The sequence below is a fragment of the Streptomyces sp. NPDC050145 genome (assembly GCF_044460245.1).
Taxonomy (GTDB): domain Bacteria; phylum Actinomycetota; class Actinomycetes; order Streptomycetales; family Streptomycetaceae; genus Streptomyces.
Window position 1 is genome coordinate 38877 of sequence record NZ_JBITJS010000004.1, and the last position, 12916, is coordinate 51792.

At 74.0% G+C, this 12916-nt stretch carries 10 protein-coding genes; 5 read left to right on the forward strand and 5 right to left on the reverse strand.

All coding sequences use genetic code 11. The features are described 5' to 3' along the window. Window positions 1–22 precede the first annotated feature (22 nt). Complete coding sequence (locus tag ACIBTU_RS09485; protein WP_399125412.1) at window positions 23–649, forward strand: TetR/AcrR family transcriptional regulator; 627 nt, start codon at window positions 23–25, stop codon at window positions 647–649. Window positions 650–661: 12 nt separating this feature from the next. Here the strand turns inward: ACIBTU_RS09485 and ACIBTU_RS09490 are convergent, their stop codons facing one another. Next, window positions 662–826 carry a hypothetical protein gene (locus tag ACIBTU_RS09490; RefSeq protein WP_399125413.1) on the reverse strand — a complete coding sequence of 55 codons (165 nt, stop codon included), beginning with the start codon at window positions 824–826 and terminating at the stop codon, window positions 662–664. A gap of 160 nt (window positions 827–986) precedes the next feature. On the opposite strand from ACIBTU_RS09490, the gene ACIBTU_RS09495 reads away from it, so the two are divergent. After that, window positions 987–2144 carry a sensor histidine kinase gene (locus ACIBTU_RS09495; protein WP_399125784.1) on the forward strand — a complete coding sequence of 386 codons (1158 nt, stop codon included), beginning with the start codon at window positions 987–989 and terminating at the stop codon, window positions 2142–2144. Continuing rightward, the gene (locus ACIBTU_RS09500; protein ID WP_399125414.1) at window positions 2132–2779 is read left to right on the forward strand and encodes a response regulator; all 648 of its coding nucleotides are present in this window, start codon (window positions 2132–2134) and stop codon (window positions 2777–2779) included. The genes ACIBTU_RS09495 and ACIBTU_RS09500 overlap by 13 nt, the downstream gene beginning before the upstream one ends. 198 nt (window positions 2780–2977) lie before the next feature. Here ACIBTU_RS09500 and ACIBTU_RS09505 read toward each other — a convergent pair whose 3' ends face one another. Further along, the gene (locus ACIBTU_RS09505; RefSeq protein WP_399125415.1) at window positions 2978–4591 is read right to left on the reverse strand and encodes a glycosyltransferase family 2 protein; all 1614 of its coding nucleotides are present in this window, start codon (window positions 4589–4591) and stop codon (window positions 2978–2980) included. A gap of 89 nt (window positions 4592–4680) precedes the next feature. After that, the gene (locus tag ACIBTU_RS09510; protein ID WP_399125416.1) at window positions 4681–5133 is read right to left on the reverse strand and encodes a MarR family winged helix-turn-helix transcriptional regulator; all 453 of its coding nucleotides are present in this window, start codon (window positions 5131–5133) and stop codon (window positions 4681–4683) included. Window positions 5134–5254: 121 nt separating this feature from the next. On the opposite strand from ACIBTU_RS09510, the gene ACIBTU_RS09515 reads away from it, so the two are divergent. Beyond that, complete coding sequence (locus tag ACIBTU_RS09515) at window positions 5255–5668, forward strand: organic hydroperoxide resistance protein (protein ID WP_399125417.1); 414 nt, start codon at window positions 5255–5257, stop codon at window positions 5666–5668. Window positions 5669–5689: 21 nt separating this feature from the next. On the opposite strand, the gene ACIBTU_RS09520 is transcribed toward ACIBTU_RS09515, so the two are convergent. Next, window positions 5690–7216, reverse strand: a complete 1527-nt coding sequence (locus tag ACIBTU_RS09520) for a hypothetical protein (protein ID WP_399125418.1) — start codon at window positions 7214–7216, stop codon at window positions 5690–5692. After that, window positions 7213–10677, reverse strand: a complete 3465-nt coding sequence (locus tag ACIBTU_RS09525) for a CDP-glycerol glycerophosphotransferase family protein (protein ID WP_399125419.1) — start codon at window positions 10675–10677, stop codon at window positions 7213–7215. Before ACIBTU_RS09525 ends, ACIBTU_RS09520 begins: the two co-directional genes overlap by 4 nt. Window positions 10678–10788: 111 nt before the next feature. Here ACIBTU_RS09525 and ACIBTU_RS09530 point away from each other — a divergent pair, with 111 nt between their 5' ends. Then, complete coding sequence (locus ACIBTU_RS09530; protein WP_399125420.1) at window positions 10789–12876, forward strand: CDP-glycerol:glycerophosphate glycerophosphotransferase; 2088 nt, start codon at window positions 10789–10791, stop codon at window positions 12874–12876. The last annotated feature ends 40 nt before the right edge of the window (window positions 12877–12916 follow it).

Below are 12916 nucleotides of genomic sequence, written 5' to 3' on the forward strand. Positions count from 1 at the left end.
GTGCCGCAACTATGCTGGCCGCATGACGACCAACGCCGAACCGCCCAGGCCGACGCCGCGTCGCCGGGCCCCGGCCGGGGCCGCCGTACTGCGCGAGGACGTGACGGAGGCCATCCGCGCCGCCGTCTTCGAGGAGCTCGCGTCCGTGGGCTACGCCCGGATGTCCATCGAGGGCATCGCGCGCCGCGCCGGGGTCGGCAAGACCGCCGTCTACCGCCGCTGGCGCTCCAAGCTCCACCTCGTCCTGGACCTGGTCTCGGCCATAGCGGTGCAGGGCCTGCCGGCCCCCGACACCGGCTCCCTGGAGGGCGACCTGCTCCTCCTCTACCAGGTCACCTCCCGCGCCCTGCGCCACCCGGTCGCGGGCCAGATCATCCCCGACCTCCAGGCGGAGGCGGCCCGCAACCCCGACATCGCGGACGCCCTCCAGAAGGCTCTGCGCGAGGGCCAGTACGGGGTGGCCAGCGGCATCGTCCGGGCGGCGGCCGCGCGGGGCGAACTGAGCCCCGACGTCGACGAGGACCTGGCGCTCGACCTGATCTCGGGGCCGCTGTACTGGCGCGCGGTGGTCGCCCGCAGTCCGAAGCTGCCCAAGGGGTATCTGGAGAAGCTGGCGGCGGCCACCGCGGCGGGGCTCAGGGCGCTCTGAACCCCGCGGTGGTCAGGCCGTCCTGCGGCGGGTCACGAACAGGGCGACCGCGGCCGTGACGGCCACGATCCCCGTCGGCACGCTGATCAGGACCTGCTGGACGCCCTCGAAGGCGAGGCTGGTGAAGACATTGGCGATGACAGCGAGGGCCAGGGTCAGCCAGAGCAGCGCCTTCATGGCGGTTCCTTCCGGTTCGGGCCCCTCGGTGGGGCGGTGTCTCCACAGTGCCCGCCCGCACCCCGTCTCTTCCATGGAGCGCGCTCCCCGAACCATGGTGTAGCCCGCTCCACCCTGCGCCCGGCCCGGTCCTGCGCCTACGCTGACCCGCATGCCGGGGATCAAGGGGGCGGTGCGACAGGCCGGGCGGGCGCTCGCGTACCTCGCGGTCGGCGCCGCCGTCGCCGTCGCCTCGTACCTGTTCATCGCGCTCGCCCTGTTCACCGCGGTCCTGACGCTGCTCGTGGTCGGCGCCGGAGTGCTGCCCGAGACGGTGCTGCTGCTGCGCCGGGTCGCCACGTTCAAGCGGCGGCGCGTCGCCGAGTGGACCGGACGGGAGATCCCCGAGGCGTACGTGCCGCTGAACGGGCCCCTGCGGGAGCGGGTGCGGGCGGCGCTGGGCGATCCCGGGACCTGGCGCGATCTGCGGTGGCTCGTCGCGCACTTCGTGTACGGGTGGCTGCTGCTGTACGCCGCGCTCCTCGTGCTGTGCGTGGGCGCCGTCGTGGACGGGCTGTGGTCCGGGGTACTGCGCCGACCGCCCGTCCTGCTGCCGGTCGTGTCCCGCCTGGCGGACCTGGACGCCCACTGGTCGCGGACGCTGCTCGGCCCGGCGCCCGGCGCGGAGCGGCTCGCGGCCCGGGTCACCGAGCTGACCGAGTCGCGGGCCGGGGCCGTCGCCGCGCACGGCGCCGAACTGCGCCGCATCGAACGGGACCTGCACGACGGGGCGCAGGCCCGGCTCGTCGCGCTGTCCATGCGGATCGGGCTCGCCCGGCGCGCCCACGACACGGACCCGGAGGCCGCGCGCCGCCTCCTCGACGACGCCCAGGACCAGGCCGAGGCGGCGCTCGCCGAGCTGCGGCACGTCGTGCGCGGCATCCATCCGCCGATCCTCACCGACCGCGGACTTGTGGGCGCCGTACGGGCGTTGGCCGCGGGCAGCGGTCTCGACGTCGCCGTGCACGACGACGGCGTCGAGGCGGGCGGGAGGGCGCCGGCCGCGGTCGAGGCGGCCGCCTACTTCGTGATCGCGGAGGCCCTGACCAACGCCGCCAAGCACAGCGACGGCACGTCCGCGGACGTCCGACTGACGCGCGGGAAAGCCGGGTTGAGGCTCAGGGTGGCGGACACCGGGCGCGGCGGCGCCGACGAGCGGGGCGGCAGCGGACTGCTCGGCATGCGGCGCCGGGTCGCCGCGCTCGACGGGAACGTGCGAGTCTCGAGTCCCGTCGGAGGACCGACCGTCATCGAGGTGGAGCTGCCGTGCGTGTGGTGATCGCGGAGGACAACGCGCTGTTGCGGGAAGGGCTCGTGCTGCTGCTCGGCTCCGCGGGACACGAGGTCGTCGGCGTCGCCGAGACCGGCCCCGAGGTGCTGCCCGCACTCCTCGAACACCGCCCCGACGTCGCCGTCGTGGACGTCCGGATGCCGCCCGACTTCCGCGACGAGGGCCTGCGCGCCGCCCTGGAGGCCCGCCGCACCCTGCCCGGCCTGCCCGTCCTCGTCCTCTCCCAGTACGTGGAGGAGTCCTACGCCGCGGAGCTGATCGGCGGCGGGGCGAGCGGCGTCGGCTACCTCCTGAAGGACCGGATCGGCCGCGTCGACGCGTTCCTCGACGCCCTGGAGCGGGTCGCCTCCGGCGGTACGGCCCTCGACCCCGAGGTCGTCACCGAACTCCTGGCCCGCCGCCGGGACGACCCGGTCGGCACCCTCACCCCGCGCGAGCTGGAGGTCCTCACGCTGATGGCCGAGGGCCGGGACAACGCGACCATCGCGGCCCGGATGGTCGTCACGGAACGCGCCGTGAGCAAGCACATCGGCAACGTCTTCGCGAAGCTCGACCTCCCCCGGAGCGACAGCGGCCACCGCCGCGTCCTGGCGGTCCTCACCTACCTGAACCGGCGGCGCTGAGCGGGCGGTTCGCGTCCCGCGCTCCTGGGTGGGTGCCGCTTGCGGCCGTCGTCCGTCTGCTGCGCCGTCGTGGTTGCTCGCGCAGTTCCCCGCGCCCCTGAAGGGCACACTTCGTGCGCCCCCAGAGGCAGGACTGGTCACGCCCCGCGACGGAGTCGCTGATCGGACACAGCCCCGCGCCCGGCGGCGAGGGCGGGGTCAGCGCAGGAGGCGGCGGAGGCGGCGGCGGGCGACTGTGAGGGCTCCGCGGAGGCCGGGGGCTGTGCGGAGGGCGAGGGCGCCGGAGTGGGTGGCGTAGGGCTGGGCGAGGAGGATGCCGTGGCGGCGGCTGGGGAGGGCCGTGCGGCGCAGGAGGCCGGGGCCCGTGGAGGCGTGGGCGGTGGCGTCGCGGTGGGTGCCGTCGGCGAAGCGCACGCGCAGCTGGATGTCCCAGGTGCCGGAGCGGGAGAGCGCGGAGAGGTCGAGGCGGGTCTCGGCGGTCCACAGGTTCCCGGCCGCGTTCGGGACGAGCTCCGCGGTGCGGTGCTGGGCGGCGGTGCCGCGCTGCCGGTCGAGCAGGGTGACGTCCACCGCGAGGGGCTTCGCGGCGGACATCCGCCCGTACAGGTCGTGCAGGAAGAGGCGTAGGCGGGTGCCGCGGCGCCCCGGGCGCAGCTCGCCGTCGACGGCGAGGGGCAGCAGGTGCGCGGGGCGTTCGAGGAGGTGGGTCAGCGGGACCTCGGGCAGGTCGGCGGACCAGACCGGGGTGCCGTCGGCGGCTCGCGCGTACGGCGGGCGCAGCCGGGCCGGGCGGGCGGCGACCTCCTTGAGGCGGGGCAGGTCGCGCGGCGCGGGCGAGGCGAGGATGACGCGGCCGATCATGCGGCCGGGCGAGGGCGCGGCCTCCAGGTCGGCGGTGTCGAAGGTCTGGAGGTGGGCGCGGGTGCGCCGCCACCACTCGGCGCGGTACTCGGCTCCGCGCAGCTCCAGTTCGCGCGCGTACATCCGCAGGGAGTGGTCGATGAAGTGCGCCCGCGCGGCCCGTGCGAGCTTCGGCAGTCCGGCGGCGAGCAGGATGTCGACGGCCTCGCGGTGGGCGTCGAGCCGGGCCTGCCAGTTGTCGATCCCGGTGCGGTCGAGGGAGAGGGAGAGCCGGTCGGCGGCGCGGCGCACCTGCCACACGTAGACGGTGTCGGGGATCAGCGCGGTGCGCGGGCGCGCGGCGAGGACGCGGGCGGCGAAGACGAAGTCCTCGTAGAGGCAGCGCCCGTCGGGGAACCGGATGTCGTGCTCGCGCAGGAAGTCGGTGCGGTAGAGCTTGTTGACGCAGAGGGTGTCGCGGACCAGGCCGGGGCGCTGCCCGGGGTCGGTGAGCACGGTGGCGCGCTCGTACAGTTCGGGCAGCCAGGGCGTCTCCTGCCCGGAGGGCAGTTCGCGGCGCACGCAGAGCCCGGAGACGAGGTCGGCCTCGTGCCGGCGCGCGGCGTCGAGCAGCGCGGCCGCCGCGCCGGGCGGCAGCACGTCGTCGCTGTCGAGGAACATCACGTACGGGGACGTGGTGCGGGCCAGCCCGTCGTTGCGCGGGGTGCCGCAGCCGCCGCTGTTCGTGCTGCGGCGCACGACGGTCAGCCGGGGGTCGTGCGCGGCGAGCTCGCCGAGGAGCCGGCCGCTGTCGTCGGTGGAGCCGTCGTCCACCGCGATCACCTCGGTGACGGCGGGGCCCTGGTCGAGTGCGGAGCGGGTCGCGGCGGCGACATGGGCGGCGTCGTCGTAGCCGATCACGACGATCGTGACGCCGGGCTCGGCCGGCAGAGGTGCGGTGGTCGGATCCACACCGGGAACTTTAGGGCTGTTTATGTCAAAAACGTGCTAACTCGGACACCGGTTCAGGCGGTTTCGGAGCCGAAGGGGGCCGCGCGCGGTCAGAGCGCGGCCGTGTCCAGCGCGTCCGTGAGGCGCAGCAGGCGGTGGCGCAGGTCCTCGATCTCCGCCAGCTCGAAACCGGTCGCCTCCGCGATCCGCAGCGGCACCCGCTCCGCCCGCTCCCGCAGCGCGCCGCCCTCCTCGGTGAGCGCGACGATCACCGAACGCTCGTCCTCCGTGCTCCGCTCCCGGCGTACGAGCCCGTTCGCCTCCAGCCGCTTGAGCAGCGGGGACAGCGTGCCGGAGTCGAGCCGCAGGCGCTCGCCGAGCCGCTTGACCGGCATCTCGCCGTCCTCCCACAGCACGAGCATGACCAGGTACTGGGGGTAGGTGAGGTCCAGGTCCTTGAGCAGGGTGCGGTAGACGCCGCCGAAGGCGCGGGACGCCGCGTTCAGGGCGAAGCAGATCTGCAGGTCGAGCCTCAGCGGGTCCAGGGGGTCGGTGGTGGTCATGCCTCCAGAGTAGGCGATCGCGTCATTTAGTTGCACACAATCTAGTTGTGCATCACTGAATTGCGTGCTCTACTGGGTCCCGCACCTTCTGAGACTTCCGAATTCGAGAGGCAGGCATCCCATGGACGCCCTCTACACCGCCGTCGCCACCGCCACCCACGGCCGGGACGGCCGCGCCGTCTCCTCCGACGGCGTGATCGACCTCCAGCTCGGCATCCCGTCCGCGATGGGCGGCAACGGCCAGGGTTCGAACCCGGAGCAGCTGTTCGCCGCCGGTTACGCGGCCTGTTTCGGCAGCGCGCTCGGCCTCGTCGGCCGCCAGGCGAACGCGGACGTGACGGACGCCGCCGTCACCGCCGAGGTCTCCATCGGCAAGCAGGGCGAGGGCTTCGGCCTCGCCGTCACGCTCCGCGTCGAGCTGCCCGACACGGTCGACGCCGAGACCGGCCGCAAGCTGGTCGAGCAGGCGCACCAGGTGTGCCCGTACTCGAACGCCACGCGCGGGAACATCGACGTCGACCTCGTCATCGAGTGACCTCGGTCCTCGACCCGGTCCTCAACGGGCGCGGGGCGAGCCCCCGTTGACCCGGGCGAGCACCTCGCCGGTGCGAGGGCTCCACGACACCACGACCGCCTCCGGCGGCAGCTTCTCGTCCTTGCCGAGCAGCAGCCAGTGCACGGAGTAGCGGCGGGCGATCGCCGTACGGTCCGCGCGGGTCGACTCGGGGGCGAGGTACGCCCGGACGTCCGCGAGCCGGCGCTGCCGCTCCCGCTCGTCGAGCGCGGGGTCCGGCCAGGCCGGGGCCACGAGGTTCGGGCCGTAGCCGGGCAGGGAGCGGGTCGGCATGTAGGTGTCGGTGAGGACCACGTCGCCGGGCGGGATGTGCTGCGCCGCCCAGGTGTACGTGGGCCAGTCCGGCGGCTGGGCGAAGTAGCGGGGGACGACGGCGCCGGCCTGCACGCTGAGGAACCCCAGGCCCGCCCCGGCCGCCGCGGCCAGGCCCAGGCCCTTGCGCCACCGCCCCCAGGGGCGGGGCGCCGCCAGCGCGATGGCCAGCGAGAACTGGAGCGGCACCAGGGACAGGCCCAGGATGCGGCCGTACGTGTAGTGGCCGGTCAGCCAGCCGTACGCGATGACCAGGGCGTCCAGCGCGAACATGAGGACCAGGGGGTCGCGCGGGCTTCGGCGGAATCTGGCGCACAGGGCGGGGAGCCCGAGGAAGGCCAGCCAGAAGCGCGCGGGCATCTCCGTGTAGAGCTGGGCGTGGATCGCGTCCAGGGTGGTGTTTCCCGCGAGGGCGGCCACGCTGTAGTAGGGCCAGGTCAGGGTGACGGTGGCGCCGGTGACCAGCGCCGCCGCCCAGCCGGTGAGCTGCTCGACCGCCGGTACGCCGATCACCGAGACCACGCCGATCAGCGCGGCCACCGCCGTGATCGGGTGGGTCAGCAGGATCGTGGACAGCAGGACGCCGAACGCCGCGTACTCCCACCACGGGCGGCCCCCCGCGCGCAGCCTCAGCGCCCAGGCCCACGCCCAGAACGTCAGGCCGATCGCGAACGTCGACGGGTAGCCGAGGTTGCCGGTCATCGAGAGCAGGCCCAGGTAGCCGCTCCACCAGGCCGTGCGGGTGCCCCACAGGAGGGTCATGAAGAGCAGGGACAGGACGGGCGCCCACTGACGGGGGGTCAGGGCGCGGACGAACGCGTTCAGGCCGGTCAGGAGGACCAGCAGGTTGAACGGGCCCGCCAGCTTCACGACCTCCCAGCCCGCCAGTCCCGTGACGCGCGCGAAGGCGCCCTGGGCCACCGCGTACGGGGAGTAGTAGGGGCTGCCCGCGCCCGGCAGGTCGGCCATCGGGTGGCGCGGCTGGAGGAGGTGCGCCTTGAGGCGTTCGACGACGGCCGCGTGCTGCCCGAAGTCGCAGCACATCGGGACCCGCCAGAACGCCAGCGTCATGACGAGCCAGAACAGCCCGCCGACGACGAAGAACGGAGTGGGGCGCCAGGCGCGGCCGCCGCGCAGGGCCGTGGCCCCGCGCAGCGCCCGGCGGGCGAGCGTGGCGGTGGAGACCGGTGCCGTCATCGCAGGAGCCGATCGGCGACACGGGCGGCGGCCCCGCCGTCGTCCAGGTCGCAGTACGCGTCCCGGAACGCGGCGTACGCCTTGGCGTGCCGGGCCGCGACCCGGTCGAGGTCGCGCAGGGCGGCGATCACGCTCGTCGTGGTCGGCAGCAGCGGGCCCGGTGCGTGCTTCTCCAGGTCGACGTAGAAGCCGCGCACCGTGTCCCGGTAGTGCTCCAGGTCGTAGGTGTGGAACAGGATCGGGCGGCCGGTGTGCGCGAAGTCGAAGGCGAGCGACGAGTAGTCGGTGACCAGGACGTCGGCCAGGAGCAGGAGTTCGCCCGCGCTGGGCAGGTCCGTGACGTCGCGGACGAAGGGGGCGCGGGCCCCGCGCAGCCGGCCCGTGGCGCTCGGGTGCTTGCGCACCAGCAGCACGTGGTCGGCGGCCAGCGCCCGTTCGGCGGCCGGGAAGTCGAAGGCCGGGTCGTGCCGGAAGCGGCCGGGGGAGTGTGCGAGATGGTCCCGGTACGTCGGCGCGTACAGGACGATCTTCTTGCCGGCGTCGATGCCGAGCTCGCGGCGCAGCAGCTCGACCCGCTTGGCCCGGTCGTCCGGGGTGGTGAACAGCAGGTCGTTGCGCGGCGATCCGGCGGGCAGGACCTCCCCGTCGTAGGCGAGGGCCCGGGTCAGATGCGGCGTCGACCAGCGTGAGGGCGCGACCAGGACGTCCCACTGGCGGGACAGCGCCGGCAGCTGCGCCAGCTGGTCGTGGTCGGCGTACAGGGAGTCGGTCAGGTCGGTGCCGATCCGCTTGAGCGGGGCGCCGTCCCAGGTCTGGACGACGGTCTGGCCGGCCCGGCGCTCGAAGAAGTCGGGCAGCTGGTGGGCGGTGACGATGCGGCGGGAGCGGGCGAGCGCCGCGTACCAGTCGGCGGAGAATTCCTCGACGCCGCGCGCCGCCGCCGGGACCCGGGTGCGGCCGTCGCGGGTCACCCACAGGTGCTCGACCTCGGTGCCGCGCCGCACCAGCTCGGCGTGCACGGCGCGCGGCGAGTCCCCGTCGACGTAGAGGACGGCCTCGCGCAGCGGAAGGCGGCGCTGGGCCGGGTAGAACTCGCTGCGCAGCTTGTGCCGCCGGTAGGCGCCGCGGTCGGCCGGGGCGAGGGAGGGGCCCGCCTCGATCAGCAGACGGTCGCCGAAGCGCCGGTCGACGGCGAACTCCCGTGCGGAGCGCGGCCGGTGCTCGGGCAGGGCCGCGCCGACCGAGGCCAGCACCCGTACGGGCATCCCGTCCCCGCGCCGGTCGTCGGCCTCGCGCAGGAACGCGTACCAGCGCCCCTCCCACAGCCGCTCGGGTGCGAGGACCGCGCGGAAGCGGTCGCCGCCGCGCGCCACCGGGGCGGTGATCTCCTCGGTGGTGGAGCTGTGCCGCAGCACCAGCTCGGGGGCGCGCCAGGAGCGTTCGCAGGCGGTGCCGGTGACGACGAGGGTGCCGTCGGAGGCCCAGCCGGCGGTGTCGGCGATGGGCTGCCGGGTCAGTTCGACCACCAACTGCCCCTGGTCGTTGGCGGTGGCGCAGACCTCGCGGCCGGCCGCCTCGTAGCGGCCCGGCGGCAGGTCGAGGGCGGCGGCGACGGAGCGGGCCGAGCCGTCGGGCAGGACGAGGTTGACCTGCCAGCGGTCGCCGTGCGGCGGCTCGACCTCCTTGGGCGCCCGGTGCTCCGGCTCGGGCACGCCCGCGAGGTCCGCGAGCGTCACCCGGACCAGGAAGCGGCCGCCCGCGCAGGTCACCGGGTAGCTGAACTCGGTGCCCGAGTGCTTGTGGGTCAGGCGCAGGGAGCGCGGCTCGGCGCCGCCGTGGAGCCGGCCCGCGAGGACGAGGTCGCCGCCCTTGGCGTGGTGGTCGTCGGCCAGCGCGGTGTGCGCGACGATCTTCAGGGCGAGCCGGCCCTTGGCGTGCGCGACGAGGAGCCGGGTGCCGTCGCCGAGGTCGCGCACCAGGTGCTGCTGCGCCGCGCCGTCCAGGGCGCGCAGCGCGGCCCGCCGCACCAGGCCGTGTCCGGCGAGCAGGACGCCGAGCTGCCAGGTGCCGGGCCGGTGCCGGCCGCGGATCTTCAGCTTCTCCGGGTCGATCGTCATGGTGAACCCGGACTGGTCGTAACTGTGCAGTTCCTGGCGGGAGTTGACGGTGGCGAGCGGGTCGCTGACGCTGCGGGTCGGGACCCGGCGGACCTGGCGGCGGCTGCCCTCGGCGCGCAGCAGCCCGGTCTTGACGGACTGGGCGGGCCGCTCGGCGGGGAGGTTCTTCACGTACGCGTAGCCGCTGATCCGGAGCTTGCCGTCGGGGCTCCAGGCCGTCTCGTGGACGCGGGCCACGACGGGCAGTTCGTCCTTGCCGACGCGGGTGAGCGCCTCGGGCAGCCGGGGCAGTCCCGGGTAGGAGGCGGTGCGGCGCAGGGTGCCCTGGACGTGGCAGGCGGTGCCGTTGCGCCGCTCGAAGGAGAGCAGGCGGAGCAGGTCGTCGAGGCGCCGCTCGCGCACCAGGTGCCACTTCACGCGCAGGTGGAGGGGGAGCGTGTCGGTGATGTCGGGGGCGGCCCGGCGCAGGAACGCTGCGGTGTCGTCGAGGAACGCCTGCCGGTACGCGGGCCCGCCCATCGGCAGTCCGTCGAGGAAGTACACGAAGTCGTCGCGCAGGCAGGACGCGTCGTAGGTGCGCTTCAGCTCGGGCCGGTCGGGGAAGCGGTCGGCGAGGAAGCGGCTGACGTGGTCGCAGGCCGAGATCCGGTCCCGTACGCCCTTCACGTCGGTGCGGCGCCGGGTGATGGAGCCCTCGCGGACCCGCCAGTAGTAGACGTGGTCGGCGAGCACGTCGACCTGTTCGGCGAGGAAGTGCGCGGGGATCATCACCGGGGTGTCCTCGTACAGCTTGCCCTCGGGGAAGGTGAAGGCGTGGCGGTCCCAGAAGGAGCGCCGGAAGACCTTGTTCCAGGCGACGCGGTCGGACAGGAGCTGCGGGTCGCGGGTGATGTGGGTGCGCTCGCGGCGCCGGGTGAGCCACTTGTACTGCCAGGCCTGGCTGCGGCCGCGCTCGGTGAGCCGCCACACGTTGCCGGTCGCGAAGTCGGAGCCGGTGCGCTCCAGGCTGGCGATCATGCGCTCGTACGCGTCGTGCGGCACGACGTCGTCGCTGTCCACGAACGTCAGGTACGGGACGTGCGGATCGGCGTAGCGCACACCGGTGTTGCGGGCGGCGCTCAGTCCGGCGTTGTCCTGCCGGACGTAGCGGAAGCGGGGGTCCTTGGCCGCGAAGGCGCGGGCGAGGGCGGAGCTGCCGTCGGTGGAGCCGTCGTCGACGAGGACGACCTCCAGATCGCGGACGGTCTGTGCGGCGATCGACGCCAGGCAGTCGGCGAGATCGTCCTCGACGTTGTGGACCGGGACGACGACGCTGAGGCGGGGGAGGCGAGGCGTGTGGGGCATTGGACCGATGTGCCCGGTATCGAGCCATTTTTTGCCTAAGTTGGGCCGTGCGGGTGAGGCGGGATCACCCGTTGCGGTCTCCTCGGCGTGCAGGGCCTAACGTCTGGTGTTATGTCCCGATTCTCCGTTATTGTTCCCGCTTTCCGTGTTCAGGGTTACCTCCGCGAGAGCCTGGACTCCGTGCTCGCGCAGCGCTTCACCGACTGGGAGCTGATCGTCGTCGACGACGCCTCGCCGGACGCCTGCGGCGCGATCGCCGCGGAGTACGCCGGGCGGGACGCGCGCGTCCGGGTCCTCACCCTCCCCGAGCACGGGGGCGTCGGCGCCGCACGCAACGCCGGGGTCGAGGCCGCCGACGGCACCTACCTCCTCTTCCTCGACGCCGACGACCTGCTCCTTCCCGGCGCCCTCGCCGCGATCGACACCGCCCTCACCGCGGCCGGCGACCCGGACGTGCTGCTCCACGACCACGACCGCACCGACTGGTGGGACACCGTCCGCGCCAGCGACGACGACCTGGCCGCCGAGGACCCCCTCGCGCTCACCCCCGCCGCCTGGAACCGGGCCGTCCGCCGCGACTTCTGGACCGCCCGCGGCCTCGCCTTCACCCCGCAGGGCCCCTACGAGGACGTCGTCCCCGCCCACCGCGCCGTCCTGGAGGCCGACACCCTCACCCGGCTGCCCCGCGCCTGCGTCCGCTGGCGCCGCCGCCGCGCGGGCGGCCTCGCCCACACCCCGGGCGAGCGGCACTTCGCCGTCGTCGAGCGCTACGGAGAACTCCTCGCCGGACCCGGCGGCGACCGCCTCTTCCCGTACGCCGTCTCCCGCGTCCTGGCCGTCCTCGACGACGGCGACCGCCTCACCCCCGCCGACCGGCCCGGACTCTTCCGGCTCGCCGCCGAGCTGCACCGCGCGCACCGGCCCGCGGGACACACTCCGGACGGGCCCCGCGAGCAGGCGCTCGCCGACGGGTCCTGGGCCGCGTACCAGAAGGCGGAGAAGGGCGAGGAGCGGCGCAACGCCCTGCGCACCCGCCTCAAGCAGCAGAAGAAGAAGCTGCGCTCCCACCTCATGAAGGCCGCCTACCACGCCGACCTGCGCACCGCCCGCCTCGACCCCGAGCTCGCCGTCTACGGCGCCTACTGGAACCGCGGCGTCAGCTGCAACCCCGCCGCCGTCCACGCCAGGGCCCGCGAGCTCGCCCCGCACATCGAGGGCGTCTTCGTCGTCTCCAGCAAACACGTCGACAAGGTGCCCCAGGGCGTGCCGTACGTCATCGAGGGCTCACGGCGCTACTGGCAGGTGATGGCCACCGCGAAGTACCTCGTCAACAACTCCTCGTTCCCCGGCGGCTTCACCAAGCGCCCCGGCCAGATCTACCTCCAGACCCACCACGGCACCCCGCTCAAGAAGATGGGCCTCGACCAGCGCCGCTACCCGGCAGGCACCCACGGCATCAGCTTCTCCAAGGTCCTCGACCACACCGACCAGTGGGACTACAGCCTCTCCGCGAACCCGCACTCCACCGAGATCTGGGAACGCGTCTACCCCTCCGACGCCTACGCGCCGCTGGAGGCCGGATACCCGCGCAATGACGTCTACTTCACCACCGGCGAGGACGAAGTCCGGCGGATCCGCCGCGAGCTGGACATCGCCGACGGGCAGCGCGCCATCCTCTACGCCCCCACCCACCGCGACTACCAGAAGGGCTTCCTGCCCCGCCTCGACCTCGCCCGCCTCGCCGACGCCCTCGGCGACGACACCGTCGTCCTGGTCCGCGCCCACTACTTCTACGGCGCCGACGCGGGTCTCGCCGACAGCCACCCCCGGCTGCGCGACGTCACCGCCCACGACCGCGTCGAGGACCTCTGCCTCGCCGCCGACGCCCTCGTCACCGACTACTCGTCCCTCATGTTCGACTACGCCTGCCTCGACCGCCCCGTCATCACGTACGCCCCCGACTGGCAGGCCTACCGCATGGCCCGCGGCACCTACTTCGACCTCCTGTCCGGGCGGCCCGGAGACACCCCGGGCGCCGTCGCCACCACGGAGGAGGAACTCACCGCGCTGCTGCGCGAGGGCGGCTGGGACACCGAGGCGACGACCAGTCTGCGCACCGCGTTCCGTGAGCGGTTCTGCCCCTACGACGACGGGCACGCGGCCGAGCGGGTCGTACGGAAGCTGTTCCTCGGAGAGTGAGTTGGCGTGTGCGGGCCCGGGCACTCACGTGAACGCCCGG

Coding starts and splice junctions, on each gene's coding strand:
- ACIBTU_RS09485 (WP_399125412.1), top strand. CDS start 23: ATGACGACCAACGCCGAACCGCCCAGGCCGACGCCGCGTCGCCGGGCC.
- ACIBTU_RS09490 (WP_399125413.1), bottom strand. CDS start 826: ATGAAGGCGCTGCTCTGGCTGACCCTGGCCCTCGCTGTCATCGCCAAT.
- ACIBTU_RS09510 (WP_399125416.1), bottom strand. CDS start 5,133: ATGACCACCACCGACCCCCTGGACCCGCTGAGGCTCGACCTGCAGATC.
- ACIBTU_RS09515 (WP_399125417.1), top strand. CDS start 5,255: ATGGACGCCCTCTACACCGCCGTCGCCACCGCCACCCACGGCCGGGAC.
- ACIBTU_RS09520 (WP_399125418.1), bottom strand. CDS start 7,216: ATGACGGCACCGGTCTCCACCGCCACGCTCGCCCGCCGGGCGCTGCGC.
- ACIBTU_RS09525 (WP_399125419.1), bottom strand. CDS start 10,677: ATGCCCCACACGCCTCGCCTCCCCCGCCTCAGCGTCGTCGTCCCGGTC.
- ACIBTU_RS09530 (WP_399125420.1), top strand. CDS start 10,789: ATGTCCCGATTCTCCGTTATTGTTCCCGCTTTCCGTGTTCAGGGTTAC.